We start from the raw sequence: 26986 nt of genomic DNA on the forward strand, positions 1-26986 counted from the left end.
CTGCGTTCTGGTCGGTTTTGCCACCAGCACCTTCCTGCCATGCAGGACCCAACGGCGATGTATCTCGCGAACCGGCCCCCGGCTCACTCCCAGATACCTCGCCGTGGCGCTATAGCCCCGACCCTGCTCGAACAACGCTACCGCCGCACCGCGCTGGGCCTCAGTCAACGAACTACAAGGATGCAAAAAAGTACTCCCCAGAAGAACAAACTGAATTTCTCAGTCCAACTTCCGGGGAGCACTTCATTCACGTGAAAAGGGGCAGTTCCACGTCTGCTCGGCGGGGAAACTAGAGCTGGGCCAGGCGGGGCACCGTGCCGCGAGCACGCAGTCCGGCGCCGGCTTTGCGGGTGAGTTCTCTTGAGCTGCCCAGCAACCCGTCGAGCACCAGGACTCGCTTCACGTGATTGTGCAGCTCGTGCTCCTCGGTGAACCCGATACCGCCGAGCACCTGCTGGCAGTGCTTGGCCGCGGTCAGCGCGGCCTTACCCGCGGCGGCTTTGGCCAGCAGCGAGTTCAGGTCGACATTGTCCGCACCGGGCAGGCTCAGCGTCGCCTCGGCACCCTCGATGGCCACCAGCGTCTCGGCCAATCGGTGCCGCACGGCCTGGAAGGACGAGATCGGCTTGCCGAACTGGACCCGGTCCAGTGCGTGCTGACGGGCCAACGCGAGCATCGCCCGGGCCGAGCCGACCAGCCACCAGCCCAGCGCACGGCGGGCCTCCGAAACCCGGAGCAGCTGGCCGTCGGGCACCTGCCGCAGCGGCAGCCCGCCCAATGCCGGATTGCTGCTGTCAGTTCTTTCCCAGACCACCCAGGTGCCACCGGCATACGGCATCGGCGGGGTGCCGCCGGGCAGGCCGCCGATGGTCTCGAGCAGCACATCGTTGAGAATCGACGCGTGCGAACCTGTTTCGCCCAACAGCCGGAACACCAGTGGCAGGGCGGTCTCCGGCATGTCGGAGAGCATCTCGGCCCAGCCGAGTTCGGCCAGCGCGGCATCGAGTTCGGCGCCCGAGGCCGAAAGCATGGTCTTGCGCAGGGTGTCTTCGAGCAGGCCCAGTGATTCGGTATCCAAGTCCGTCACGCCTCACTCCTTCCCGAGGTCCAGCAGTCGGCGCGCGATGATGTTGCGCTGCACTTCGGCGGTGCCGCCATAGATGGTCGACGCCCGCGAGTACAGGTACTCGGTGCGCCATTCGGAGTCTTCGAGTTCGATCACCCCGGGCAGCAGATTGCGGGCGGTGTCGTAAAGCAGCTGTTCGGCGCCGGCCAGCAGCACCTTGTCGATCGAGGTGTCCGGCCCGAGCTTGTGCCCCTCGGCCAGCCGGTGTTGAGTTGCCGCCGAGCGGCAGCGCAACGTGTGCAGGGCTAGATAGACCTCACCGAGGTCCGGATCCACGACCTGCCCTTGCCGTTTCACCGCTTCCACCAACGCGTCGAACCGTGAGTACAGGTAGGCGATGCGCTGCCAGAAGCAGGTCGAGCGTTCGTACGGCAGCAGGTCCATCGCCAGTTGCCACCCGTCGCCCGGATTGCCGAGCATCCGGCTCGCGTCGACCTCGACGTCGTCGAAGTACACCTCGCAGAATTCGTCCACGTCATGCATGGTGTGCAACGGCCGCACCGTGATGCCGGGGGCGTCGGTGTCGACGAAGAACGCCGTGATGGCCTGGTGATTCGGCGTGTCCGCGTCGCCGGTGCGGGTCAGCAGGATGCACCGGTGCGAGTACTGCGCGAAGCTGGTCCAGACCTTCTGGCCGTTCACGATCCACTTGTCGCCGCGCTGGACTGCACGGGTGGTGAGCGAGGCCAGGTCGCTGCCCGAACCCGGTTCGGAAAACCCTTGGCACCATTGCTCCTCGCCGGACAGCAGTTTCGGCACCATCTCGGCGGCCAGCTCTTTGGGTGCATAGTCGATCATCGTCGGCGCCAGCACTTCGAGCATCGAATACGGGCCGGGTTCGGCCAGCCTGCGACCCACGACCTCCTCGCCGACGATCGCACGCAGCATCGCCGGTCCGCCCAACCCACCCGCGTGTTCGGGCCAGCCGTAGCGGCTCCAGCCGCCGTCGTACAGGGCCTTCTGCACGCGGGCGAACTGGCGCATGTGACCTTCGAGCGAATGGTCGTCCGGTGGCGTCAGGTCATTCTCGGCGAGCCAATCCTGCAGCGCTGTACGGAAGGTGGCGGGATCGAACAGGTCGCTCATGCGGTTGCCTCGCTACGCTCGCTCATCCGGCTTCCGGCCTGCCGATCGCATGGGGCCTGCCATGGTCGTGATCACCACTGCGCCGGATGAAGGTCATCGCACGAGTCTTCAGCCGCCAGCCCTCACTGGTCCGCACGTAGGTGTCGCGGTAGTAGCCGATGCGCATGTCGTGCTTGGAGTGCTCGATGAAGCACAGCGGCTGCGTGCCGGTCGCAGAGTCGGCACCCTCGACCAGGTCGATCAGGGCGGTACCCGTCATGAACAGGCCCTTGGGGGCGGCGTCCACCAGGACCGGGAAGCGATTGAGCGTGTAGGTCTCGCCGAACGCGCTGTAGGTGCCGTCGGGGGTGAAAACACTGATCAGTCCATCGATGTCGCCCTGGGTGATGGTCACCGCGTACTTGGCGAGCACCTGCTGGATCTCGATCAGATCCTCGGTTCGCGTCGGGGAATCAGTTGATGTGCTCATTGCGGAAGACCTTACCGCCTTTCATTACAAAATCCACATGTTGTGTAACGGTGATGTCCTCGAGTGGATTGCCCGGCACCGCGATGATGTCAGCCAGCAGTCCCTCGGCCAGCCGACCCCGGTCGGTGACATTGATCAAATCGGCGGCGATGGTGGTGGCCGAACGCAGCACCGCGGCCGGCGGCATACCCCACTCGACCAGTGTCACGAGTTCGTCGGCGTTGCGGCCATGGGGGATGGCCGGTGCATCGGTACCCACCGCGATCTTCACCCCGGCCTCATACGCCGCCTTGATCGAGGTCTCGGCCTTCGGAAACATCTCGGCAGCCTTGTCCTGCAACACCTTCGGTGCCTTCGACACGTCCATCGCCTGAGCCAGCCGACGGGTGGTGACCAGGAACCGGTCGTTGTCCACCAGCATCTGGATCGCCTCGTCGTCCATCAGGAAGCCGTGCTCGATGCAGTCGATACCGCAGGCCACCGCATGCTTGACCGCTTCGGCGCCGTGGGTGTGCGCGGCCACCCGCAGGCCGCGCCGGTGCGCCTCGTCGACGATGACGCGCAGTTCCTCGTCCGAATAATGTTGTGCCCCAGCCTCACCGGTGAGGGACATGACACCGCCCGAGCAGCACACCTTGATCAGCTGAGCCCCGTGCTTGATCTGGTATCGCACCGCCTTGCGGATCTCGTCGACCCCGTTGGCGATGCCTTCCTCGATGGTCAGCTCCAGCACTCCCGGCATGAACGCCGCGAACATCGTTGGATCCAGGTGCCCGCCGGTGGGGGTGATGGCGTGACCGGCGGGGATGATGCGCGGACCTTCGATCCACCCCGCATCGATGGCTTTGCCAAGGGCGACGTCGAGCAGGTAGCCGCCGGTCTTGACGAACAACCCGAGGTTGCGCACCGTGGTGAATCCGGCGCGCAGAGTCCGGCGGGCATTGCCCACCGCGCGCAGCACGCGCGTCGGCGGATCGTCCTGAACCTGGGACAGGCCCGGATTCTCACCCCGGCCACCCATGAGCAGGTTGACCTCCATGTCCATCAGCCCGGGCAGCAGAATCGAGTCACCGAGATCGATGACCTCTGAGCCCTCTGGGATTTCGCCACCTACACCGATTATCCGGTCCCCGTCGACACGGACAATGCCGGGACGAATGATCGTCCCGGCATCGACGTCGACAAGACCCGCAGCTTTGAGGGTCAGCACGACTAAACCACCGGCTCCTTGATGAGATTGATATAGGCAGCACCGCTGTCGAGCACCCGCGGTTGCTTCCAGACCTCGACCGGGAAGCTGACCTGGACAATCGACTGACCCAGGTGCACAAGGGCTTTGGCGTCATCGGGCATGCTTGCCAGCGGGAAGCGGGCATCGACGTAGACCATGATGTCCTCGAGCCGCGCCATGCCGGCGTCGTAGAGCTCCTGCATCTCGTCCATCGTCGAGCTCAGGCGCTTCTGATAGCGCTCTTCCTCGGTGGGCAAGCACCAATCGCTGAATCGCTCCAGATCGGCGAATTCCTCGGGCAGCTTAGACATTTACTTCATCCTTCTTGTCGGCACCGGCGTGCTTGCCATTGGTCGAACCATTTCCGTTGGCCTTGGCCTCTTGGTACCGGTCCACGTACTTGTGGGCGGTGTGGTGCAGGTGGCGCAGCAGAATTTCCTGGTCGCACAGCGGGAAGTCGAGCACGGCGCGGGTGCCGATCTGCGTCTGGGTGGCTTCCAGCGTGTTGGCGTCCTGGAACGCGTACTCCTTGAACGTCACCGCGGCCAGTTCCTGGGACAGCCGCTCGCGCAGGTTCTTCGGCGGCACGAAGTACAGGTCGGCCTCGAAGATGTGGCTGTCTACGCCGGTGGGCCAGTAGTTGTAGGTCAGATACCAGCCCGGCGCCCAGAAGAGCAGGGTGAAGTTCGGGAAGAACTCGAAAGAGTCCTGGCCCCACGTCGAGTGCCGGCCGGGATTGATCGCCGGTGGCAGCTCGTCGGGCAGGATGCCCTTGATGTCGGGACGATCCCATGGTCCGAACAGGCCACTGTGCAGGATGCGCTCGATGGGCTTGACCATCTTGAGGTCCTTCGGCGGGCTCATGCCGCCCCAGGACGAGATCATCGAGTGATCGCCCTTGATGTCGTAGTGCAGCGCCTCGAAGCCGAACTTGGCCAGCTTCTCGGCTTCCTCCTTCTCCGCCTGCTTCATGTGCAGGATCGGCGCGTGGTAGAACTCGACGAACGCGTCGATGAACAGCTTCCAGTTGGCCTTGACCTCCGAGCGGTAGCTGTAGTGCTCGGTCATCTCGTGGAAGGGATAACCCTTGAGGCCCTCGCCGAACTCGCCCAGGTATTCCTCCAGCGAGACTGCGTCGTCGTCGAAGTTGACGAAGATGAAGCCTTCCCAGACCTCGCAGCGCACCGGCTTGAGCGGGTAGTCGGCTTTGTCGACGTCGAAGAACTCCTGCTCCTGCTGGATGAAGGTCAGGTCGCCCTTGAGGTTGTAGCGCCAGGCGTGGTACTTGCAGACGAACTGGCGGCAGCTGCCGGACACCTCCTCGCCGGGGTAGTCGTTCCACACCAGCTTGTTGCCGCGGTGGCGGCACAAATTGTAGAAAGCGCGGATCTCGTCACCGTCGTTGACGATGACGATCGACGTGCCCGGGCCGACCGACGGCAGCTCACGGGTGATGTAGCTGCCTTTCTTGGGGATCAGCTCCACGCGGCCCATCTGCAGCCAGGTCTTGCGGAAGATGGCCTGCTGCTCCAGTTTCCAGTGCTCCGGGTCGATCGAATCCTCGTAGTTGACCGGGGCGGTGCCCAGTTCGGGCCAGTTCTCGGTCCAGCTGCCTGCAGCCGGCTTCGGGAAGAACGCCATCATCTACCTACTTTCTTCTTGAGTTAGTGGCCGGATTCCGGCGCAATTCCAAAGGTGTTGTAGGCCATGGCCATCAGGCCATAGCCGCCGATCGTGAAGACCAGGTCCATGCGCTGGCGCTCGTCGAGGTGCTCGCTCAGGGCGGCCCAGGTGCTGTCCGAGATCTCCGCCTGTCCGTCGAGTTCATCGACGGAGTCGAGCACCAACTGGTCGAGGGGAGTGGCACCGTCGCCAGTCGTGCTGCTCGCGATCCGCTCATCGGTGAGTCCCTCGGACTTGCCGATGAAAGCGTGATGCGTCCACTCGTATTCGCACTTCTTGCGATGGGCGATCCGCAGGATGGCGAGCTCACGCATCTGCGCATCCAGTGTCGAGCGGAACAGCAGATGATTACTGAACCGCAGGAACGCCTTGGTCAGGGAGGGGTGGCGAGCCAGCGTCGACAGCGCGGTGCCCGCTCCCTCGGGGTTGAGCCGCTCCTCCGGAAGCATGACGGACAGTGCTCGTCGCACGTCGTCGTCCCACTCCTCGGCGGGCAAGGGGGCCAAGCGCACGGGGCGGTTCTCCTCTCGATGACCCATCACTGACTCTCGGTTGCGAGAATCAGGTTCTCATTTCCGACTAAGAGGTTTCCATCTTTTGCGCCGATGGTCAACAAGAAGGCGCGAGATTGCATGGTGACCTGGCTAAATCTGCTCGTCAGCGGCATCAGACATTGATTCTCTCTAGACGAGAAGCTAGTTTTCTCCCATAGAGAACCAATGTGACGGCCATGGAACGGAGCGAGGCAGTGCACAAAGACGACATGATCTTGATCAGCGTCGACGACCACATCATCGAACCGCCGAACATGTTCAAGAACCATCTTCCGGAGAAATACCGCGACGAGGCACCACGCCTGGTGCACAACCCCGACGGCAGCGACACCTGGCAGTTCCGTGACACGGTGATCCCGAACGTGGCGCTCAACGCCGTGGCAGGCCGGCCCAAGGAGGAGTACGGGTTGGAGCCCCAGGGGCTCGATGAGATCCGCAAGGGCTGCTATGACCCCGACGAACGGGTCAAGGACATGAACGCCGGCGGTGTGCTGGCCACCATGAACTTCCCGTCGTTCCCTGGTTTCGCCGCTCGGTTGTTCGCCACCGACGACGACGAGTTCTCGTTGGCGTTGGTGCAGGCCTACAACGACTGGCACATCGACGAATGGTGCGGGTCGAATCCGGGTCGGTTCATCCCGATGGCCATCCCGGCGATCTGGAATCCGCAGTTGTGCGCCGACGAGGTTCGTCGGGTGTCGAAGAAGGGCGTGCACTCGCTGACCTTCACCGAGAACCCTTCGACGCTGGGCTACCCGTCCTTCCACGACCTGGAGTACTGGAAACCGTTGTGGGAGGCCCTGGTCGACACCGACACCGTGATGAACGTGCACATCGGATCATCGGGCAAGCTGGCGATCACCGCCCCGGATGCCCCGATGGACGTCATGATCACCCTGCAGCCGATGAACATCGTGCAGGCCGCGGCCGACCTGTTGTGGTCGGCGCCGATCAAGGCCTATCCGGGACTCAAGATCGCGCTGTCCGAGGGTGGCACCGGCTGGATTCCGTACTTCCTGGACCGGGTGGACCGCACCTACGACATGCACTCCACGTGGACGCACCAGGACTTCGGTGACAAGCTGCCGTCGGAGGTGTTCCGGGAGCACTTCATGACCTGCTTCATCTCCGACCCGGTCGGGGTGAAGAACCGCCACGAGATCGGCGTGGACAACATCTGCTGGGAGATGGACTACCCGCACAGTGACTCGATGTGGCCGGGCGCGCCCGAGGAGCTGAGCGCGGTGTTCGACACCTACGAGGTTCCCGACGACGAGATCAACAAGATCACCCATGAGAACGCCATGCGGCTGTATCACTTCGATCCATTCGCCCACATTCCCAAGGAGCAGGCCACCGTCGGGGCGTTACGAAAGGCCGCCGAGGGTCATGACGTATCCATTCGCGCGTTGAGCCACAAGGAGAAGACCGGCGCCACGTTCGCCGACTTCCAGGCCAACGCCAAAGCCGTTGCCGGCGCGCGAGACTGAACGCCGAGACGATCGGCCGAGAAAAATAGGAGAGCACACAGTGTCGGGCGGTATGAACTTCGAGCTGACCGAGGACCAGCAGCTGATCCGCAAATCCGTTGCGGAGCTGGCGGGCAAGTTCGACGATCACTATTGGATGACCAAGGACCAGGCCCACGAGTTCCCGCAGGAGTTCTACGACGCCATCGCCGGCGGGGGCTGGCTGGGGATGACCATCCCCGAGGAGTACGGCGGGCACGGCCTCGGCATCACCGAGGCCACCATCCTGGCCGAGGAGGTGGCCCGGTCCGGCGGAGCCATGAACGCCGCCAGCGCGATTCACATGTCGATCTTCGGGATGCAGCCGGTAGTGGTGTTCGGCTCCGAGGAGATGAAGAAGGCGACACTGCCCCGCATCGTCAACGGCGATCTGCATGTGTGCTTCGGCGTCACCGAACCCGGTGCGGGACTGGACACTTCACGTATCACCACGTTCGCCAAGAAGGATGGCGGCAGCTATGTGGTGAACGGCCGTAAGGTGTGGATCTCCAAAGCGCTTGAGTCGGAGAAGATCCTGCTGCTGACCCGCACCGAATCCCGCGAGGACGTGGAGCAGCGTGGCGGGAAGCCGACCGACGGGTTGTCGTTGTTCCTGACCGACCTCGACCGGGATCACGTCGAGATCCGGCCCATCAACAAGATGGGCCGGAATGCGGTGAGCTCCAACGAGTTGTTCATCGACGATCTCCGGGTGCCTGCCGAGCACCTCATCGGCGAGGAAGGCAAGGGGTTCAAGTACATCTTGCACGGGCTCAACCCGGAGCGGATGCTGATCGCCGCCGAAGCCCTCGGCATCGGTCGCGTGGCCCTGGACCGTGCCGTCAAGTACGCGAACGAGCGGGTGGTGTTCGACCGGCCGATCGGCATGAATCAAGGCATCCAGTTCCCGCTCGCCGACTCGCTGGCCCGCCTCGACGCCGCCGAGCTGATCCTGCGCAAGGCCACTTGGCTCTACGACAACGGTAAGCCGTGCGGTCGGGAGGCCAACATGGCCAAATACCTGTGCGCCGACGCGGGATTCGGCGCCGCCGACCGTGCGCTGCAGACCCATGGCGGGATGGGTTATTCCGAGGAATACAACATCTCCCGGTTCTTCCGGGAGTCCCGACTGATGAAGATCGCACCGGTGAGCCAGGAGATGATCCTGAACTTCCTCGCCGCGAACGTTCTCGGCCTGCCCAAGAGCTACTGAGGAGATATCGAAGTTCAATGAGGACCTATTTCGACCTGACCGGACGTTCGGCACTGGTGACCGGTGCCGGCGCCGGGATCGGTGCCGCGGTTTCCGAGGCGCTGGCCGCTGCCGGCGCCGCCGTGCTCGTCACCGACATCAGCGGTGAGGCGGCTGCGAAGGTCGCCGAGCGCATCAATACCGCGGGCGGCAAGGCTGACAGCGCCGCGCTTGACGTCAGCGACCGTGACGCGGCAGTGGCCGCCGCCGCGCAGGCCGCCGCCCTCGGCGAGGGAAACCTGCACATCGTGGTCAACAACGCAGGGGTCACGTCGCCGGCGATGTTCCCCAAGCTGACCGACGAGACGTTCCGGGTCACCTTTGACATTCATGTCATGGGCACCTTCCACGTCACCCAGGCTGCGCTGCCACACATCCCCACTGACGGGACCGGTCGCGTCATCAACGTCACCTCGGCAGCCGGGCTCACCGGCACTCTGGGCCAGGTGAACTACTCGGCGGCGAAGGCCGGACTGATCGGGTTCACCAAGTCGCTGGCTCGTGAGCTGGCCACCAAGAACATCATGGTCAACGCCCTGGCGCCGCTGGCCGCCACGCCGATGACGGAAACCATCCGCACCAACGAGAAGTTCGCGGCCAACATGATGAACCGCATCCCGCTCAAGCGGTGGGCCGATGCCGACGAGGTCGCGGGCGCGTTCGTCTTCCTGGCCTCTGACGCTGCGTCGTACATCACCGGGCAGGTGCTGCCGGTCGATGGCGGCATGGTTATGTGAGCCTGTGAGCGAGTTTACGAGCGAACCATCAAGCACAGCGGCGAAAGCCTCTTTGCCGCTGGCCGGTATCACCGTCATCGCGATGGAGCAGGCGGTCTCCGCGCCGATGTGCACCCGGGTGCTCGCTGACTTCGGCGCCAGGGTGATCAAGATCGAGAACCCCAAGGGGGGTGACTTCGCCCGCGACTACGACGATGTCGTGCTCGGTCAGGCGGCCCATTTCGTCTGGGCCAACCGGGGCAAGGAATCGGTCACCCTCGATCTGAAGTCACCCGGGGGCATGGAGGTCCTGCACCGGTTGCTCGACGGCGCCGACGCCTTCGTGTCCAATCTCGCTCCGGGAGCCACCGCGCGGTTGGGGCTGGGGCCCGAGGATCTCAAGGTGCGTCATCCCCAGGTGATCCCGGTGGAGATCGACGGTTACGGACCCGGAGGACCGCTGTCGCACAAGCGGGCCTACGACCTGTTGGTGCAGGCCGAATCCGGTTCGTGCGCGTCCACCGGCTATGCCGGCATGCCAGCCAAACCCGGTGCGGCGGTTGCCGATATCACCACCGGGCTGTATTCGGCGTTGTCCATCATGGCGCTGCTGGTCGGCCGGACCCGCTCGGGCGACACCGAGGCCGCGCCGGCCGTGGCGGTCAGTCTGTTCGACACCATGACCGACATCATGGGGTACCAGCTGGCCTACACCCAGCACTCCGGAATCGACCAGGTTCCGCTGGGGATGAGTTCGCCGGCGGTGGCGCCTTACGGCGCATTCGATACGCGCGACGGCCAGACCGTGGTGCTGGGGACGACCAACGACCGGGAGTGGCAGCGGTTGGCCCGCGAGATCATCGAGCGGCCCGATCTCGCCGACGATCCGCGCTTCGCCACCAACTCCGATCGCTGTGCGCATCGCGACGAGCTCAACAAGGCGATCGAATCCTGGTGTGCCCAGCATGATCTCGATGATATTCAGCGGACCGCCGATGACGCCGGGATCGGCAATTCGCGGTACAACCTGCCCAGCGAGGTCATCGACCACCCGCATCTGAAAGCCCGTGACCGCTGGCGTCAGGTCGGGACCCCCAACGGGGAGATCGCGGCGCTGTTGCCGCCGCCAGTCATTAGCGGGATGGAACTGGGGATGGGCGCAGTGCCGGGGCTCGGCGAACACACCGATGCCATTCTGAGCGGGATCGGCCTGAGCGCCGAGCAGATCGCCGTGCTGCGCGAGCAGGGCGCCATCGGCCCCGCCTACCCGCAGTCCTAGTCAACAAGAACGGAGAATCCAATGCGCGAAACCGTCATCGTCGAGGCCGTCCGTACCCCGGTCGGCAAGCGCAACGGCGGCCTGTCGGGATTCCATGCCGCAGACCTGTCGGCGCTGGTGCTCAATGCACTGGTGGAGCGGGCGGGTATCAGCCCCGAGATCATCGACGACGTGGTCTGGGGCTGCGTCTCCCAGGTCGGTGACCAATCCAGCAACATCGGCCGATACTCGGTGCTGGCCGCCGGCTGGCCCGAACACATTCCGGGCACCACGGTCAACCGCGCCTGCGGATCCAGCCAGCAGGCGCTGGATTTCGCGGTCCAGGCGGTGATGTCGGGCCAGCAGGACGTCGTCGTCGCAGGCGGGGTCGAGGTGATGAGCAAGGTGCCGCTGGGGGCGGCCCGGGCCACCGGCCAGCCTTACGGGCCGAAAGTCTTTGAGCGGTACCAAGATTTTTCGTTCAACCAGGGCATATCGGCCGAGATGATCTCGCAGAAGTGGGGTTTCGGCCGGACCCAGCTCGACGAATACTCCGTCGCCTCGCACGAGCGGGCGGCGACGGCGCAGGACCGCGGCGCCTTCGAGAACCAGATGATCACGGTGTTTCCCGACCCGGCCGATCAACTCGACCCGGTAGTCGCCGACGAAGGGGTCCGCCGTGGCACCACGGTGGAGAAGCTCGCCGGTCTCAAGCCCGCCTTCACCGAGGACGGGGTGATCCATGCGGGCAACTCCTCACAGATCTCCGACGGTGCGGCGGCCCTGCTGGTGATGACGGCCGAAGCTGCTCTGACAATGGGCCTCACGCCCATCGCGCGGTACCGGGCCGGCGTGGTGACGGGCGCGGACCCGGTGTTGATGCTGACCGGGCCCATCCCGGCAACCGAGAAGGTGCTGCACAAGGCCGGTGTGCGTCTGGACGAGGTTGGCGTGTTCGAGGTGAACGAGGCGTTCGCCCCGGTGCCCCTGGCCTGGCTGGCCGAGACCGGCGCCGACGAGGCCAAGCTGAACCCGCTCGGCGGCGCCATCGCGCTCGGACATCCGCTCGGCGCTTCGGGTGCCGTGCTGATGACTCGGATGATCAACCACATGCGCGACAACGGAATTCGTTACGGACTGCAGACCATGTGTGAGGGCGGCGGTACTGCCAACGCCACGCTGGTCGAGCTCATCGACTGACAAGAGGACAACGCATGCAGCGAAATCTATTCACCGAGGACCACGAGGCGTTCCGCGCGCTCGCAAGGGATTTCATCGAGAAGGAAGTGGTCCCCGCCTATCCCGAGTGGGAGAAGGGCGGGCGGATGCCCCGTGACGTCTTCAAGCAGATGGGTGAGCTCGGCATGCTCGGGATGGCGATCCCCGAGGAGTACGGCGGCGCCGGCATCGGCGACTACCGCTACAACGTGGTGCTGCAGGAGGAGGCGGCCCGCGCGTTGGTGACGTTGTCGACGGTGCGGACTCAGCTCGAGGTGATCCTGCCTTACTTCCTGCACTACGCGAATGAGGAGCAACGGCAGCGGTGGTTCCCCGGGCTGGCCGCGGGCACGCTGCTGACCGCTGTCGCGATGACCGAGCCGGGAACGGGTTCGGATCTGGCCGGAATGCGTACCACGGCGGTCCGGGATGGTGACGAGTACGTGCTCAACGGTGCCAAGACGTTCATCACCGGCGGCGTCCAGGCCGATCTGGTGGTCGTCGTGGCGCGGACGTCGACCGACCCGGAGAACCGGCGCAAGGGGCTGACACTGCTGGTCGTCGAGGACGGCATGGCGGGCTTCGAGCGGGGCCGCGAGCTGGAGAAGATGGGCTGCAAGGTGCAGGACACCGCGGAGCTGTCGTTCACCGACGTCCGGGTGCCCGTGGCCAACGTGCTGGGGGAGGAGGGCGAGGCCTTCAGCTACCTCGGCCACAACCTGGCCCAGGAGCGGCTCACGGTGGCGGTGGGTTCGGTGGCTCAGGCGCGCTCGGCGATCGCGGCTGCGATCGGCTACACCAAGGACCGCAAGGCGTTCGGCCAGCCCGTGGCATCTTTCCAGAACACCAAGTTCGAGTTGGCGGCCTGCTCGACCGAGGTCGAAGCGGCTCAGGCGATGCTCGACCGGGCGGTGGCCCTGCATGTCGACGGCGAACTGTCCGGCGCCGACGCAGCCCGGGTGAAACTGTTCTGCACGGAGATGCAGGCGCGGGTGATCGATCGTTGCCTGCAGCTCTTCGGCGGGTACGGCTACATGATGGAGTACCCCATCGCCCGGCTCTACACGGATGCCCGGGTGGCTCGCATCTACGCCGGGACCAGCGAGGTCATGAAGGTGATCATCGCCAAGTCGCTGGGGCTCTGACCGGGCATATCCGGCGGCTGTGACGGCCCTCGGAAACTTCTTTCGCTGAGACGCTTGTCACAACGGTCAAACCAACCTACTGTGTGTTCACTAGGTTGGTTCGACGAAGGAGTCCGGTGACCTCAGTTGCAGGGGCAGAGGTGTCCTCTCAGGGTGCACGGCCCTATGAGACGCTCCTGGCCAAAGGGGAAGACCGCAGGCAGCGGATACTTTCTGTGGCTGAGAAGCTGCTTGCCCGCAATGGTTGGCGCAACACCTCCCTGGCTCAGATCGCCCGGGAGGTCGGCGTCACCCCGGCTGGTCTGTTGCACCACTTCGAGTCCAAGGAGCAACTGCTCAACGCAGTGCTCGATGCCCGCGATCATGACGACGACACCCATGCCGACCGCTCCGGCGATCTCGCTCAGGAGATCAAGCGGGTGGCCGAGCGGTTTGTCCGGGCGCCTGAACTGGTCGGCACTTTCACGGTTCTGTTGGTGGAGAACATCCAACCCGATGCGCCGCTGCACGATCGTTTGCTGAAACGGCAGCAAGCTGCGCGCGACATCGTCACCGACATCATCACCCGCGGGCAGCGCAGTGGCCGCTACCGCTCTGACTTCGACGCGGCCACCAAGGCCGTGGAGATCCTGGCATTCATCAATGGAATGGAGACCTCATGGCTACTCGATCCCTCGCTCCCGTTGACGGACGTGTTCAAGAGCTACGCCGACATGCTGGGGCGGGAGATCGAGCAGCCGGACGGCCGCAACGGGGCGACCGTCCAGTGAGATTGGAGGACGACATGCGGTATCGGCTTGATGTGGTCGCCCCCTGTGTGGTCGACGCGGTCCGGTTCGCCGGCGGCTGGCTCGTCGATCGGGTGATGGCCGGGTGGGACGTCACGGTGCTGATCGGCGCCGACGAGGATGTCCGACCGCTGGCGATCCTCGGGGTCGAGACCATCGCCCTGGAGTCTGTCCTGGAGTCTTGGGAGGACCGTCCGCATCCGCAGACCGTCGCAGTGGCCGCCAACCTGTTCAACACCGACGAGCGCGTGCGACGCGGCGTCCTGGGTGCGCTGGAGCAGGGCCACACCGAGGTGACGCTGTGGGGTGACGAGTGTCCGGCGGATCTGAGCGTCGACCCGGTACGTCACGAACTGTCCGCCGCCGCACGCGCTTTCAAAGCCCAGGCGCTCGCCGCAGTCAACGATCCCGAAGCCAAGGTGGTCGGAAACACCGAGGCGTTCCGCTGCGGCACGATGCTCAGCCGCTCGGTGCCCGCGGATCTGATTCCGGCCAGCTGATCTCTCGCCGAGCGTGCATACAGATCGCGAATTCACGCGATTTCGCGATCTGAGTGCACCGTCGCCGCCCAGGCCTTCGACAATCGCTCTAGCACTTCTACCGGTGTATGCCGCTTGGCAACTCTGACTCTCGTCCAACCGAGCTCATCGAGATCTTCCGAGCGGATGATGTCGTGGGCGAACTGCTGCGGGTCTTTGCGGTGGTGGTCGCCGTCATACTCAACCGCGAGCATGCGTTCTTCCCATCCCATATCCAGCCGGTAGCGCCGGCAGCCATCGATGCTCGTCACGGGTATCTGAGTCGTCGGACGCGGGTATCCGGCGCGAATCACCAACAGCCTCAACCACGTTTCTTTCGGCGACTCCGAGCCTGGGGCGTAAAGATCGAGTGCGGCCAACAATTGGCGAATGCCTCGGGCACCTCGATGGCCTACTGCTACCCGAAGTACGTCATCGACACGAAATCCCGTGGCATTTCCCAGTGCATCGAGTCGGGCGACCGCGTCATCCAGATGTCCACGCCGACCGAGGTCAAATGCCGTCCGCTCGACAGTGGTGAGTGGAAGTCCCCGGTGCTCCGTGACCTCGTCGGAGGCAAGCGATCCGGTTTTGAGGGTGGTGATCCCTCGCGGGGGCCTGCGGTTCGGCCAGACCAACTCGATCGGGAGCGTGTCCTCGACGTATTGCGCACCGTGTAGCGCCGATGCGGTGACACCCGCAAGCACTCCGCCACGATGCGACCACAACCATGCGGCTTTGGCACGGTGGCGGATCGTCATTTCCGCTGAACGGCGTGTGTAGACGTCGGGGAACACGGTGACGAACGGCCCGCGATGATTGCGCAGCTGATGCTTGGCCACCAGCCCAGCCGCGACGGCCTCGCTGCCGAGGAACGGGGTGTCCATGTCATCACTTTGACGTACTCAGGGCGGCATCAGCTCAACGCTTTTGCGATGTGGGGATCAACCGTGCGTTGTGGATAACTCGCCTGTCCCGAGCGTGCATACAGATCGCGAATTCACTCGATTTCGCGATCTGAGTGCACGCTCGACGGCGGAGCTAGACGAAGGTGGGCATCGCGGACCAGCCCCGCACCGCGGCGGTCTCCGACGGTTTGGCGTTGGCCCAGTCGACGTTCCACTCGGGGAAGCGTTTGAGGATCTCTTCCAACGCGATGCGCCCCTCGAGGCGGGCCAGCGCGTTGCCCATGCAGAAGTGCGTGCCTGCGCCGAAGGTCATGTGAGACTTCTGTTCCCGGTGGATGTCGAAGATGTCGCCGTTGGGGGCGAACCGCCGGTGGTCGCGGTTGGCCGCGCCGACCAGCATGAGCATCGCCGAGCCCGCCGGAACGGTCTGCCCGTAGTACTCGACATCGCGGGTGACGTAGCGGGCGATCTGCAGGGCCGGCGGCTCCCAGCGCAGGATCTCCTCGATCGCCTGGGGTATGAGCTCAGGATTCTCCACCAGCTCACGGCGTTGGTCCGGGACGTCGGCCAGGGTCTTTCCGGCCCAGCCGATCAGGCGCGTGGTGGTCTCGGAGCCGGCTGTCGCGATGACCGTCAGGTATAGCAGTAGCTCGTCGCGACGCAGCGTGCGCACGGTGCCGGTCTCGTCGGTGAATTCGGCATTGAGCAGATCGGTCATGATGTCGTCGGATGGGTGCTCGGTGCGCCAGTCGATGAACTCGGCGAACACCTCACCGGTGGCCAGGGCATCGACCGTCTGCCCCTGCAGAGTCTCCTCGCCGTGGTCGGTGATGGCGCGTTGCCGGTCCTCGGGGATGCCCAGCAGCATGCCGATGACGCGCATCGGCATCTGTTCGCCGAGATCCTGTACGAAGTCGAACTTGTCAGACCCGACCAGCGGATCCAGGCAACGTGCGGTGAATTCTCGGATCTGCGGTTCGAGGGCGAGCACCTTGCGCGGGGTGAACACCCGCGACAGCAGGTTGCGGTGGATGTTGTGGATCGGCGGATCCTCGAAGATCAGTGTTCCCGGCGGTATCTCCATGCCGGACTTGATGATCTCGAGCAGGGCTCCGCGCCCGGAGATGAATGTCTCGTGGTCGATGACCGCCTTGTTGACATCGTCGTACCGGCTCAGCGCGTAGAAGTCGTGCTGCTCGTTGTAATACAGCGGGGCCTCTTCCCTGATCCGGGCGAACACCGAATAGGGATCCATATTGAGCTCGACGCTGTACGGGTCGTAGTACAGGTCGGCTTCGGTCGACGTGGGCACGGCTGGTCTCCTGACCGTATCGAATGGGCTGTGCACCTGCTTAGCAGGCCAGAGGTGGCCCGGTCAAGGATCGGCCCGCCGGCACCCATACCCGGCTCGAATTCGATACGGGCTGTTGCGGATTGAAAGGTGAGCTGATCCGAAAATGATGTCTATCGGAATTACACTCGGGCGCGCTAGTGTAAATCTCTGTCACAACGGCCGACGGGGGAGTGATGACCGCTGAGGAGATCGTGCGCGCCGAGATCGCCGCATGGGGGAGCAACGACGTCGACGAGGTCATGGTTCATTTCGCCGACGACGCCACCTTCGACATCGGGCCCGACTGGCCGAAACTCTCGGGGCGCGACGCGATTCACGAAATGATGAAGGTGTTCTTCGCCGGCGGGAAATGCGTGGACCTCGAGATCCGGTACCTCGCTGTTGACGGGAACGTGGTCCTGATGGAACGGCGCGATCACTGGATCGTGGACGGCAGGCAGATGAGCTGGCCGGTCATGGGTGCCTACGAGGTGCGAGACGAGAAGATCACGGCGTGGCGGGAGTACTTCTATCCGCCGAAGGAGTCTTGAGGTCGATCACGACCTTGCCGACAGCCTTCCCGGAGGCCACCTCGCGCAGTGCCGCGGGGGTTTCGCTCAGCGGATAGACCGCACCGATGTGTGGCCGAACGGCGCCGGCGGCCAGCAGATCCCGCAGTTCCGCTTCGTTGCGAGTGAACTCGTCTGGGGCGATGTCCTGGAATTGAAAGCCGAGCACGTGAATTCCCTTGACCAGAACCAGGTTCAGCGGGATTCGGGGGATGACGCCGGAGGCGTAGCCGATCGTCACGAACCGGCCGCCGCGACGCAACGACCGTAGCGCCGGCTCGGACAGGTCGCCGCCGACCGGGTCGAGCACGGCGTGCGCGCCGTCGGGCAGGGCGTCCCGCAGTGCGGCGCGTAGGTCGCCGCGCGTGTGGTTCACGAGCGAGACTGCACCGTATTGAGCTGCAGTGGAGAGCTTTTCGTCAGATGAGGCGACTGCCGTGACCCGCGCCCCGAGGGCGGTTGCGAGCTGCACCGCCGCCAGACCCACGCCGCCGCCGGCGCCCAGCACGATCACGTCGTCGGCCGGTTGGATCCGGGCCACCGAGCGCAACGTGTGATACGCGGTGCGGTGAGCCACCCCGAAGGCCGCCGCGGTGCCGTCGTCCACATTGTCGGGAATTCGGGCCAACCCCGATGCCGGAATGCACACCTGCTCGGCGAACGCACCGAACAATCCGGTTCCGGTCACCCGGTCGCCGACGGCGAAACCGCTGGTGTCAGAGGCAACCTCGGTGACCACTCCGGCGAACTCACTCCCCGGGATGAACGGCACCGGTACGTGAATCTGGTACTTGTCGGCCACCAGCAGTACATCGGGGAAGTTCACCGCGGCCGCGCCGATCTGGACCCGTACCTGGCCGGACTGCAGCGGGGGAGCGGGGACATCATCGAAGCGAACGACATCCGGAGGCCCGTACTCGGGGCAGACGGCGGCCTTCACCGGTAGTCGGTGGATTCGGCGAGTTCGGCGGCAGACCGCATCAGCTCGGTGACCACCGGCCCGAACGCCAGCAGCTTCTCGTCGTCGCCTGCCCGCTGAAAACCCTGCTCCAGGACGATCGCCAGCTTCCACTTCGCCAGCACCAGGTAGTAGTCGAGGTCGTCCACCTGGCGTCCGGAGACCTTCGCGTAGTGCGCGACGACGTCGTCGCGCGAGGGCATCCCACGCATGTCGACGTAACCCATCTCGGACGGTTCCGGGTTGTCTGTATCGGCTGGCCAACTCTGCACCATCCACGCAAGGTCCAGCTTCGGGTCGCCGACGGTGCCCATCTCCCAGTCCACGATCGCGGCCATCGTGGCCGGTGTGCCGTGGCGGTACATGACATTGGCGAACTGGTAGTCCCCGTGCATCAGGCCCGGGATGAAATCGAGCGGCTTGTGGGCGCGCAGCCAGTCCGTGGCCACCTCGAGCCCGGGCAACTCACGGTTCTTGATCCGGTCGAGGAATCCGATCCAGCGGTCGACCTGGCGTTCGTGAAAGCCGTCGGGCCTACCGAGATCGCTCAGCCCCTTGGCCTGCCAGTCCACTTTCGACAGCAGCGCAATACCCTCGGCCAGCTGATAACTCAGCCCGGGCCGGGTGCTGGGGTCGGAGTTGAACGGCTCAGGCCAGCGACCGTGGGTATCCATCGGCGACCAGCCGTCGACGAATCCCATCAGATAGAACGGGCGGCCCAATACGTCGGGATCGGCGCACACGCCGACTGCCGCCGTGTGCGGGACCTCCGTGCCGTCGAGTGCCTCGATGATGCGCCACTCCCGCAGGATGCCCTTGTCCCGGTCCGGCGGGGCGCCCTCCGGCGGCATGCGCAACACGCAGGTGTGCTCGCCACGGCGGATCTCGAAGATGACATTCTGGGTTCCGCCGGACAGGAAGCGGGCCTCCAGCGGCTCACCTTTGCCCGCCAGCCCGGCGTTGTCCATCCAATCGGCAAGGCGTGCAGTGTCGATCGTGCTCACAGATTGCCCACCTCAGCTTCCAGGTATTCGGCGAACTTGGCCTTCGCGGCGTCGCGCTTGCGCGGGATCCACTCGGTCGGCCAGGTGTCGGTGGTCGGCTGGTAGTCGCGCAGCACCTGCCGGGCGACGGTGGTCTTGTGTACCTCCGTCGGGCCGTCGGCCAGGCCCATCACCGCGGCGCCCGTGACCATGCCGAGGAAGGGCATCTCGTTGGTGACACCCAGCGCGCCGTGGATCTGCATCGCCCGCCAGGCGATGTCGTGCAGCACGGTGGGCATGGCGACCTTGACGGCGGCGATGTCCTTGCGGACCTTCTTGTAGTCGTTGTACTTGTCGATCTCCCACGCGGTGTAGAGCACCATCAACCGGAATTGCAGCAACTGGGCGTAGGAGTCGGCGATATAACCCTGGACGAACTGTTTGTCGGACAGCCGGCTGCCCTGCGTCTCGCGGCTCAATGCACGTTCGCACATCATGTCGAGCGCCTTCTGAGCCAGACCGATCGTGCGCATCGCGTGGTGAATCCGGCCGCCGCCCAACCGCGTCTGGGCGATGACGAAGGCCTGACCCTCGCCGCCCAACAGCGCCTCGGCGGGAACCCGGACGTTGTCGTAGTGGATCAACGCGTGGCTGCCCTCGTTGTCCGGCTCGCCGTACAAACCCACGTTGCGGACGATCTTGACACCGGGGGTGTCGGTGGGCACCAGGAACATCGACATGCCCTGGTAGGCACTGACCTCGGGATTGGTCACCACCATGACGATCAGGAACGACGCGGTTGCGGCGTTGGAGGAGAAGAACTTCCACCCGTTTATCACCCAGTCGTCCCCGTCGCGCACCGCGCTGGTGGTGAACAGCGTCGGGTCCGCACCGGCGTGGGGTTCGGTCATCGAGTAGCAGGAGAACAGCTCACCCTCGAGCAGCGGATGCAAATACTTCTTTTTCTGCTCCTCGGTCCCGTAATGCGCGATGATCTCGGCGTTGCCCGTATCGGGGGCCTGACAGCCGAACACGATGGGTGCCCACTGCGAGCGGCCGAGGATCTCGTTGAGCAGCGCGAGCTTGAGCTGCCCGTGACCCTGCCCGCCCAGTTCTGGCCCGAGATGAGTGGCCCACAAACCTTTTTTGCGCACCTGTGCCTTGAGCGGGTCGATGGCCTCCCGGCGGCTGCCCTCCAACGGGGTGAACTGTTTGTGCGGCCACGCCAGGTCGAGCGGTTCGACCTGCTCGGTCACGAATTCGTCGGCCCAGTCCAGTAATTCCTGATACTGCGGGTCGGTCTCGAAATCCCACGCCATCGGGGGTCCTCCGATCTAGTTGTTGAGGGTGTTGAAGCCGGTGATCATCGCGCCGATGTCGCACGCGACGCGGTCGGTGAACGAGCGGTTGCCGAAACTGCCTCCGGCCCAGTGCCGGACGCCCTCACTGACCAGGATCTGCGCCAGCCGCGACAGGTGGTCCACGTCGACGTGAGCGCCGAGCTTGCCGTCGGCCTGGGCGCGTGTGAACAACTCGCCGAACATGTCGGCGTCCTCTGTATCGGGGTCGACGTCGCCGGTCAGGATCCGGTGCTCGTGCCGGTAACCCTCCAGGATCGTCTCGACGATCAGTTCGGGTGGGTTGCGCGCCATCGACCGTTCCAGGCTGCGGAGTGCCTCCGTGATGACGGCCATCATGTCGTAATCGCCGGTCAGGAGCGACTTCACGCGCTTCTGGGCCAGGCGGGTCGAGGTCAGGCCGACCTCGAACAGCACGTCTTCTTTGGCCGGGAAATAGAAGTAGAACAGCGCCCGGGACACCCCCGCGGCTCGGCAGATGTCAGCCACCGTGGTCTTGGCGTATCCGTTGGTGCGCCAGAGCGCCATCGCGGCCTGGACCAGGTCGCGTTTGGTCTGGTGTGAGCGAGCCCGTTGGAACGAGGCGCGACGTTGACTGCTGTCAGCAGTGTCAGTCGTGGCTTCCTTGGGCATATTCTGACTCTAACAACGGATTCTGCTATTGAAAATAGTTGACGTTTGTCTAACTATCTCAATATGAACCAACCGCTGCACGGCCGCCGGATTCTGGTCACCGGCGGTGCGTCCGGGATCGGGTGGGCCGCCGTGGATGTGCTGAGCGCCGCGGGCGCCGATGTCATGGCCACCTATCACCGGACGCCACCGCCGGACGGCGCGACGATTCGTTGGCTGCAGTGCGACTTGCGCGATGCGGCCGCCGTCGACGCCATGGTGACCTCGGCGGCGCAGGCGTGCGGTCCAGGCCTGGACGCGTTCTGCGGCCAAGGCCTGGGCGGCTGACCGGGTCACGGTCAATGCGCTCGCGCCGGCGGTCGACACCCCTGGGGCGGATCGTCTACGCGACTTCCTCGGGCCCGAGGTCGCAAAGCTCGTCGACGCGCAGATGAAGATGACGATCCCGTTGGGCGGCGCACTCGGGGACCCGGCCCGCGATCTGGGGCCGGTTCTGGTGTTCCTGGCCGGAGAGGGGGCGGCCTTCATCACCGGTCAGTTGATCGCTGTCGACGGTGGCCTGACGATGCTGGGTGGATAGCGCGAGAATCCTATTCTTGCTGTTTGTCGCTGATCGGTCGGGGTCCGGCGTTGACGCGCAACCGGGGCTATGGAAATCTACTATTCATAGATGAGAGGCGCATTCTCATACGCGTGGCTGGAACGGGAGTAACAGATGGCGATCGACCCGACGGGTATCGATTTTTTCCGCGATGAACGATTGGTCGACGACCCGTATCCGTTCTTCGAGGCGCTTCGGAACAAGTGCCCGGTCAGCCCTGAAGACCACTACAACGTGACCATGGTGACCGGCTGGGATGAAGCCGTGCAGGTCTACAACGACGAGGAGACCTTCTCGTCATGCCTGTCGGTCACCGGACCTTTCCCGGGTTTCCCGGTCCCGCTGGAAGGGCGCAGTGCCGAAGAGGTCACCGCGCTCATCGACAAGCATCGCAACGAACTGCCGTTCAGCGATCAGCTGCCGACGCTGGATCCGCCGACGCACACCGATCACCGCTCGCTGCTGATGCGGCTCATCACGCCCAAGCGCCTCAAGGAGAACGAGGACGCCATGTGGCAGTTGGCCGATGAAGTACTCGACAGCTACCTCGCGCCCGGCCAGGGCGAGTTCATCAAGGGTTTCGCGGGTCCGTTCACCCTGTTGGTGATCGCCGATCTCCTCGGTATCCCAGACGAGGATCGCGAAGCGTTCGTCAACGGCATCAAGCAGAATTCCGGCGGCGGCATCGGCAGCACCAGCAAGGAGTCGTTGTCCCACAGCCCGCTGGAGTTCCTCTACGGTCAGTTCTCTGACTACATCTCGGACCGTCGAGCCAACCCGCGCGACGACGTGCTCACCGGTCTCGCCGAGGCCACCTTCCCCGACGGCAGCATCCCCGACGTCGGCGATGTCGCGAGGGTGGCGACCAACGTCTTCTCGGCCGGGCAGGAGACCACGGTGCGCCTGCTCAGCACCGCGCTGAAGGTCCTCGCTGAACAACCGGAAATCCAGCAGCGGCTGCGCGCCGACCGCAGCCTGATCCCGAACTTCATCGAGGAAGCGCTGCGGATCGAGAGCCCGGTCAAGGGTGACTTCCGGTTGTCGCGCTGCCCGGTGACCATCGGCGAGACCGAGTTGACCGCCGGCACCACGGTGATGGTGCTCAACGGTGCGGCCAACCGCGACCCTCGCCGCTTCGAGGATCCCGACACCTTCGACCCGGCGCGCAAGAACGCTCGCCAGCACCTGGCCTTCGGCCGTGGCATCCACAGCTGCCCCGGCGCCCCGCTGGCACGCGCCGAGACCCGGGTCGGCCTTGAGCGTCTGTTGGACCGCACCACCGACATCCGCATCTCCGAGGCCAAGCACGGCTCGGACGGCGACCGGCGCTACAACTACATCCCGACCTTCATCCTGCGCGGGCTCACCGAGCTGCATCTGGAGTTCGACAGCTGATGAAGGTGAGGGTCGACGAGGACCGTTGTGCAGGCCACGGCATGTGCCTGACTCTGTGCCCCGAGGTCTTCGAGATGTCAGACGACGGTTGGGCGGTGGCCGACCCGGAAGAAGTTCCGTCCGGGTTGGAAGACGCCGCCCGCGAAGCGATACAGAACTGCCCGGAACGGGCGATCAGCGAAATCGACAACTAGAGAAAGAGATTCGCAATGGCATCTGCCAAGGGTTACGTCATCATCACCGAGGACATCAAAGACCCGGCCGGTATGGGTGAGTACGCCAAATTGGCGTCGAAGGCGATGGGTGGCGCGACCATCGTGGCCGTCGATCAGAAGCCCGAGGTGATCGAGGGCGCCTGGCACGGAACTCAGACCGTGGTGCTCGAGTTCGAATCCGTTGACGCCGCCCGTGAGTGGTACTACTCCGACGCCTACCAGGCGGCCGCCAAGGTCCGCCAAGGCGCCGCCGAGTGCAACGGCGTGATCCTCTCCGGCTTCCCCTCCTGATCGGGCGGCCGCAGTGCGCTACAGCATCACGTACCCGATGCACACTCATCCGTACCATCCGGATCTGGTGAGTGGCAGCGGAGTTGCCGCGATGGCCGCTGCGGCCGAGGCTGCGGGTTTCCACGGCTTCGGATTCACCGACCATCCCGCTCCGTCCCAGCGCTGGCTCGACGCCGGCGGCCACGACGCCTTGGACCCGTTCGTGGCCATGGCCTTCGCCGCGGCGCACACCACGACGCTGCGTCTGGTGCCGAACATCGTGGTGCTGCCGTATCGGAATCCCTTCGTGGTGGCGAAATCCGGTGCGAGTTTGGACCTGTTGTCCGGTGGCCGGTTCACGCTGGCCGTCGGAGTCGGTTATCTCAAGCGGGAATTCGCCGCGCTCGGCGTCTCCTTTGACGAGCGCGCTGCACTGTTCGACGAGGCCCTCGAGGTGATCCGCGGCATCTGGACCACTGATGATTACACCTTCGAGGGTAAGAACTTCAGCGCACGCGGTATCACCGCGCACCCCCGGCCGGCGGCGACGCCACATCCACCGATCTGGATCGGCGGCAACACTTCCGCGGCGCGGGCCCGGGTCGCCAAGCACGGCGACGGTTGGTGCCCGTTCGCCGCACCAGCGGGCCTGGCCAAGACCGCGGGAACAGCCGCGATGGACTCGTTGGACGCCCTGGCCGCCGGCATCGAGGATCTGCGGGCCCGGCTTACCGCCGCCGGTCGCGATCCCGACGGAGTCGACATCGTGTTCAACAACTTCGAAGGCGGTAACCCCGGCAGCGACGATTTCGACGCCGACGCCTACCTGGCCGGTGTGGACAAGCTGGCCGCACTCGGGGTCACCTGGTTGCACGTCACTCTGCCCGGCGACAGCCTGGCCCACGCGCTGGAGGCCACCGAGCAGTTCGGCAAGTCGGTAATCGCCGCCTAGCGACATTGACTCTGCGGTGAGGGCTCAGCGCACTCGCACTTTCGCGCCCTCAGCGCAGAGTCGACAGTCTCAAGCAGACGTCAAGGCCGCGATCGGCGTCGTCGTGGTGGCGTGCACCAACAACTCGGCCAGTTCACGTGGTCGGCTCAGGAACGGCGAGTGCGACGCGTCGATCGTGAGTTGCTCGACACCGAGACGTTCGGTCACGGTGTCGGCGAGCCATTGCGGCATCGAGCGGTCCTGGGTGCAGCGGATGAAACTGCGGGGGAGGTCGGCGGCCCAGAACTGTGGCACCGACACCGGCGTGACCGTCGTATCGCCGAACCGCTCCGGCCCGAGACGATCGAAAGCCCAGCGGGCCGTTGCCTCGTCGCAGTCGTGGTAGAAGTAGCGCCACGCTCCATCGAAGTCGGCGAAGTGCATCGCACCTTCGTCGTCGAAATGCAGATAGCCCAGCATCTCGCCGACGTCACCGTCGAACTCGCCGCCCAACTCGTCATCGGCCGAACGCATGGCCATGGCCTCGGGATACGTGCGGCCCTCCCTGGGCAGCGCCGCGGCCAGGTACACGATGTGGCCCACCAGTTCCGGTGCGGCGTCCGCGGCGAGGGTGGCGTCGAACCCGCCGCCAGAGTGTCCGACGAGCACATCTCCGGCCTGCATCACGTCGAGGATCGCGGCGCACCGATTGGCCAGCGTGGACTCTTCGGCCACCCGGGCGCCGTGCCCGGGCAGATCCACCGCGACGCCGTCATGACCCAGATTCTGCAACTCGGCGATGGTGCGCTCCCAGCACCAGGCGGCGTGAAAGCCGCCGTGTACGAAGACGAACCGCACGCCTACTCGTCCACGATCGAGATGGCCTGGCGGGGGCACTGCCGAACCGCTTCGCGGATCTGTGCCTCGTTCTCCGGCGTCACGTCCTCCTGAAGGATGTGCAGGTAATCCTGATCGTCGAGATCGAACACCTCGGGGATGATCCCCATGCAGACCGCGTTGCTCTCGCAGATCTCGAAATCGACGTGAACCTTTTTCGCCATCACCTCAACACCCTTACCGGCACATGCGAATAACCCGCCACGTTCTGCATTTGAACCCGTTGCAGCTCATCCCATTTCACCTCATAGCGGGGCATGAAATCGAGCAGCTTCTCCAGGGCGACCGCACTCTCCATGCGGGCCAGCGCCGCACCGAGACAGCTGTGGATGCCGTAGCCCAACCCCAGGTTCTGGGCCTCGGTGCGGTCGCGCTCGATGTCGAAGGTGTCGGCATCGGTGAACGCATCGGGATCGCGGTTGGCCGCGGCGCTGATCAGGAAGACTGCCTTGCCCGCCGGAATGGTGCCGCTGGGCACGTGGGCTTCTTTGAGGGTGTAGCGGACGTTGTACTGCACCGGGCCCTCGTAGCGCAGCAACTCCTCGACAGCGGCCCCGACCTTCTCGCGGTCGTCGAGCAGTTTCTGCCACTGCTCGGGGTTACGGGCGAAGAGCACCATCGCGGTGCCGACGAGCTTGGTGACGGTTTCCGCACCCGCACCGCCCAGAAGGGTGGCGAAGCCGGTGATCTCGATGTCGTCGAGACGACGCATCTGGCCGTCTTCGCCGGGGATCTCCGCGGCGATGAGCCGGCTGATCATGTCGTCCTGCGGGTTTTCCCGGCGCTTCTGCACCAGCCCGTAGTAGTAGATGCCGGTGTCGATGTTGGCCTGCATGCCGGCCTCGGAGTAGCCGATCTGCCCTGGCTCACGCGACAGGCTGGTGTCGATCCAGTGCCGGACCTGCTGGCGGTATTCCGGGTCGACGCCGGCCATCCGGGTGATGACCTCGACCGGGAACGGACCCGAGAAATCCTGGACCACGTCGAATTCGTCGGAGTCGATCAGGCTGAGGTGATGGTCGATCTGTTCGACGACAGTCTCGCGCTGAGACTGGATCATGCGCGGGGTGAACGCCTTGTTGAGCAGGCTGCGCATGTGCCGGTGATCGGGTGGGTCCATGAAGATGATCGACTTCTGCGGCGGTTCGTCGCTCTGCACCATGGCCAGATCGCAGCCACGCGACGAGGAGAACGCCTCGTGGTCCTTCAATGCTGCCGACACGTCCTCATGCCTTGTCAGGGCATAGAAGTCAGAGTCCTCGTTGTAGTACAGCGGTGCGTCCTCGCGCATCCGGCGGTACATGTCGAACGGGTTGTTGAAGAACTCCTCGGAGAACGGATCGAAGATCACCTGGGCCTTGGTCATTTGGCTGGCTCCTCCTT

General features: G+C 64.7%; 30 protein-coding genes and 1 pseudogene. 14 read left to right on the forward strand and 17 right to left on the reverse strand.

The genetic code is table 11. From position 1 onward, the window contains the following. From AC4ELH_RS04970 to AC4ELH_RS05005, 8 genes are all read right to left on the reverse strand, one after another. The coding region (locus tag AC4ELH_RS04970; protein ID WP_498883425.1) for a helix-turn-helix domain-containing protein at positions 1-186 on the reverse strand (186 nt) is incomplete at its 3' end. Between the two features lie 103 nt (positions 187-289). Then, positions 290-1030 (reverse strand): acyl-CoA dehydrogenase family protein, encoded by a 741-nt coding sequence (locus AC4ELH_RS04975; protein ID WP_236734763.1) that lies wholly within the window; start codon positions 1028-1030, stop codon positions 290-292. A 60-nt stretch (positions 1031-1090) separates the two neighbouring features. Then, on the reverse strand, positions 1091-2212 hold the full coding sequence (locus AC4ELH_RS04980) for an acyl-CoA dehydrogenase family protein (protein ID WP_064882642.1): 1122 nt from the start codon (positions 2210-2212) through the stop codon (positions 1091-1093). Between the two features lie 22 nt (positions 2213-2234). Then, complete coding sequence (locus AC4ELH_RS04985; RefSeq protein ID WP_498883386.1) at positions 2235-2681, reverse strand: nuclear transport factor 2 family protein; 447 nt, start codon at positions 2679-2681, stop codon at positions 2235-2237. Beyond that, complete coding sequence (locus AC4ELH_RS04990; protein WP_498883387.1) at positions 2665-3891, reverse strand: metal-dependent hydrolase family protein; 1227 nt, start codon at positions 3889-3891, stop codon at positions 2665-2667. The genes AC4ELH_RS04985 and AC4ELH_RS04990 overlap by 17 nt, the downstream gene beginning before the upstream one ends. Before the next feature lie 2 nt (positions 3892-3893). Continuing rightward, on the reverse strand, positions 3894-4223 hold the full coding sequence (locus tag AC4ELH_RS04995; protein ID WP_064882648.1) for a hypothetical protein: 330 nt from the start codon (positions 4221-4223) through the stop codon (positions 3894-3896). After that, positions 4216-5553 (reverse strand): aromatic ring-hydroxylating oxygenase subunit alpha, encoded by a 1338-nt coding sequence (locus AC4ELH_RS05000; protein WP_064882668.1) that lies wholly within the window; start codon positions 5551-5553, stop codon positions 4216-4218. The genes AC4ELH_RS04995 and AC4ELH_RS05000 overlap by 8 nt, the downstream gene beginning before the upstream one ends. 23 nt (positions 5554-5576) lie before the next feature. After that, on the reverse strand, positions 5577-6107 hold the full coding sequence (locus AC4ELH_RS05005; RefSeq protein WP_064882650.1) for a carboxymuconolactone decarboxylase family protein: 531 nt from the start codon (positions 6105-6107) through the stop codon (positions 5577-5579). A gap of 236 nt (positions 6108-6343) precedes the next feature. Between AC4ELH_RS05005 and AC4ELH_RS05010 the strand changes: the two genes are divergently transcribed. From AC4ELH_RS05010 to AC4ELH_RS05045, 8 genes are all read left to right on the forward strand, one after another. Beyond that, on the forward strand, positions 6344-7639 hold the full coding sequence (locus tag AC4ELH_RS05010) for an amidohydrolase family protein (RefSeq protein ID WP_064882670.1): 1296 nt from the start codon (positions 6344-6346) through the stop codon (positions 7637-7639). A gap of 52 nt (positions 7640-7691) precedes the next feature. Beyond that, on the forward strand, positions 7692-8870 hold the full coding sequence (locus AC4ELH_RS05015) for an acyl-CoA dehydrogenase family protein (protein WP_448447958.1): 1179 nt from the start codon (positions 7692-7694) through the stop codon (positions 8868-8870). Positions 8871-8887: 17 nt separating this feature from the next. Beyond that, the gene (locus tag AC4ELH_RS05020; protein WP_448447960.1) at positions 8888-9646 is read left to right on the forward strand and encodes an SDR family NAD(P)-dependent oxidoreductase; all 759 of its coding nucleotides are present in this window, start codon (positions 8888-8890) and stop codon (positions 9644-9646) included. 4 nt (positions 9647-9650) lie between these two features. After that, a complete protein-coding gene (locus AC4ELH_RS05025) occupies positions 9651-10904 on the forward strand; it encodes a CaiB/BaiF CoA transferase family protein (protein WP_448447962.1) in 1254 nt (417 codons plus the stop codon). Between the two features lie 21 nt (positions 10905-10925). Continuing rightward, the gene (locus tag AC4ELH_RS05030) at positions 10926-12083 is read left to right on the forward strand and encodes a thiolase family protein (RefSeq protein ID WP_448447964.1); all 1158 of its coding nucleotides are present in this window, start codon (positions 10926-10928) and stop codon (positions 12081-12083) included. Positions 12084-12097: 14 nt separating this feature from the next. Next, positions 12098-13246 (forward strand): acyl-CoA dehydrogenase family protein, encoded by a 1149-nt coding sequence (locus AC4ELH_RS05035; RefSeq protein WP_448447966.1) that lies wholly within the window; start codon positions 12098-12100, stop codon positions 13244-13246. Between the two features lie 116 nt (positions 13247-13362). After that, positions 13363-14016, forward strand: coding sequence for a TetR/AcrR family transcriptional regulator (locus AC4ELH_RS05040; RefSeq protein WP_064882659.1), 654 nt, complete (start codon positions 13363-13365; stop codon positions 14014-14016). A gap of 14 nt (positions 14017-14030) precedes the next feature. Further along, positions 14031-14534 carry a hypothetical protein gene (locus AC4ELH_RS05045; protein ID WP_055120461.1) on the forward strand — a complete coding sequence of 168 codons (504 nt, stop codon included), beginning with the start codon at positions 14031-14033 and terminating at the stop codon, positions 14532-14534. Between the two features lie 32 nt (positions 14535-14566). Here AC4ELH_RS05045 and AC4ELH_RS05050 read toward each other — a convergent pair whose 3' ends face one another. Then, a complete protein-coding gene (locus AC4ELH_RS05050) occupies positions 14567-15439 on the reverse strand; it encodes an endonuclease domain-containing protein (protein WP_448447969.1) in 873 nt (290 codons plus the stop codon). A 154-nt stretch (positions 15440-15593) separates the two neighbouring features. Then, complete coding sequence (locus AC4ELH_RS05055) at positions 15594-16715, reverse strand: cytochrome P450 (protein WP_498883426.1); 1122 nt, start codon at positions 16713-16715, stop codon at positions 15594-15596. 272 nt (positions 16716-16987) lie between these two features. Between AC4ELH_RS05055 and AC4ELH_RS05060 the strand changes: the two genes are divergently transcribed. Beyond that, complete coding sequence (locus AC4ELH_RS05060) at positions 16988-17344, forward strand: limonene-1,2-epoxide hydrolase family protein (protein ID WP_064884112.1); 357 nt, start codon at positions 16988-16990, stop codon at positions 17342-17344. Here the strand turns inward: AC4ELH_RS05060 and AC4ELH_RS05065 are convergent. Genes AC4ELH_RS05065 through AC4ELH_RS05080 form a run of 4 tightly spaced genes read right to left on the reverse strand, consistent with a single transcriptional unit; the run spans position 17301 to position 21294 of the window. Further along, complete coding sequence (locus AC4ELH_RS05065) at positions 17301-18302, reverse strand: NADPH:quinone oxidoreductase family protein (RefSeq protein ID WP_498883388.1); 1002 nt, start codon at positions 18300-18302, stop codon at positions 17301-17303. The genes AC4ELH_RS05060 and AC4ELH_RS05065 overlap by 44 nt on opposite strands. After that, a complete protein-coding gene (locus AC4ELH_RS05070; RefSeq protein WP_498883427.1) occupies positions 18299-19288 on the reverse strand; it encodes a phosphotransferase family protein in 990 nt (329 codons plus the stop codon). The genes AC4ELH_RS05065 and AC4ELH_RS05070 overlap by 4 nt, the downstream gene beginning before the upstream one ends. A 32-nt stretch (positions 19289-19320) precedes the next feature. After that, entirely contained in the window at positions 19321-20622 is a 1302-nt protein-coding gene (locus AC4ELH_RS05075) for an acyl-CoA dehydrogenase family protein (protein ID WP_498883389.1), read from the reverse strand. A gap of 15 nt (positions 20623-20637) precedes the next feature. Then, complete coding sequence (locus tag AC4ELH_RS05080; RefSeq protein ID WP_498883390.1) at positions 20638-21294, reverse strand: TetR/AcrR family transcriptional regulator; 657 nt, start codon at positions 21292-21294, stop codon at positions 20638-20640. Positions 21295-21357: 63 nt separating this feature from the next. Between AC4ELH_RS05080 and AC4ELH_RS05085 the strand changes: the two are divergent. The 5 genes and pseudogenes from AC4ELH_RS05085 (at position 21358) to AC4ELH_RS05105 (ending at position 24727) form a co-directional block, all read left to right on the forward strand. Then, positions 21358-21874, forward strand: a pseudogene (locus AC4ELH_RS05085) (SDR family NAD(P)-dependent oxidoreductase). 135 nt (positions 21875-22009) lie between these two features. Beyond that, positions 22010-23290: a cytochrome P450 gene (locus AC4ELH_RS05090; protein ID WP_498883391.1), complete on the forward strand. Its 1281-nt coding sequence runs from the start codon at positions 22010-22012 to the stop codon at positions 23288-23290. Then, complete coding sequence (locus AC4ELH_RS05095; RefSeq protein ID WP_064884102.1) at positions 23290-23484, forward strand: ferredoxin; 195 nt, start codon at positions 23290-23292, stop codon at positions 23482-23484. The genes AC4ELH_RS05090 and AC4ELH_RS05095 overlap by 1 nt, the downstream gene beginning before the upstream one ends. Before the next feature lie 15 nt (positions 23485-23499). Next, on the forward strand, positions 23500-23796 hold the full coding sequence (locus tag AC4ELH_RS05100; protein WP_003880116.1) for a DUF1330 domain-containing protein: 297 nt from the start codon (positions 23500-23502) through the stop codon (positions 23794-23796). 13 nt (positions 23797-23809) lie between these two features. After that, on the forward strand, positions 23810-24727 hold the full coding sequence (locus AC4ELH_RS05105) for an LLM class F420-dependent oxidoreductase (protein WP_498883392.1): 918 nt from the start codon (positions 23810-23812) through the stop codon (positions 24725-24727). A 69-nt stretch (positions 24728-24796) separates the two neighbouring features. On the opposite strand, the gene AC4ELH_RS05110 is transcribed toward AC4ELH_RS05105, so the two are convergent. The 3 genes from AC4ELH_RS05110 to AC4ELH_RS05120 are packed head-to-tail and all read right to left on the reverse strand — an operon-like array spanning position 24797 to position 26969. Further along, positions 24797-25564, reverse strand: a complete 768-nt coding sequence (locus AC4ELH_RS05110) for an alpha/beta fold hydrolase (RefSeq protein WP_498883393.1) — start codon at positions 25562-25564, stop codon at positions 24797-24799. 2 nt (positions 25565-25566) lie between these two features. Further along, positions 25567-25767: a ferredoxin gene (locus tag AC4ELH_RS05115; RefSeq protein WP_055115942.1), complete on the reverse strand. Its 201-nt coding sequence runs from the start codon at positions 25765-25767 to the stop codon at positions 25567-25569. After that, positions 25767-26969: a cytochrome P450 gene (locus tag AC4ELH_RS05120; RefSeq protein WP_463794299.1), complete on the reverse strand. Its 1203-nt coding sequence runs from the start codon at positions 26967-26969 to the stop codon at positions 25767-25769. Before AC4ELH_RS05120 ends, AC4ELH_RS05115 begins: the two co-directional genes overlap by 1 nt. Positions 26970-26986: the final 17 nt, after the last annotated feature.

Source organism: Mycobacterium shunyiense (assembly GCF_058270075.1).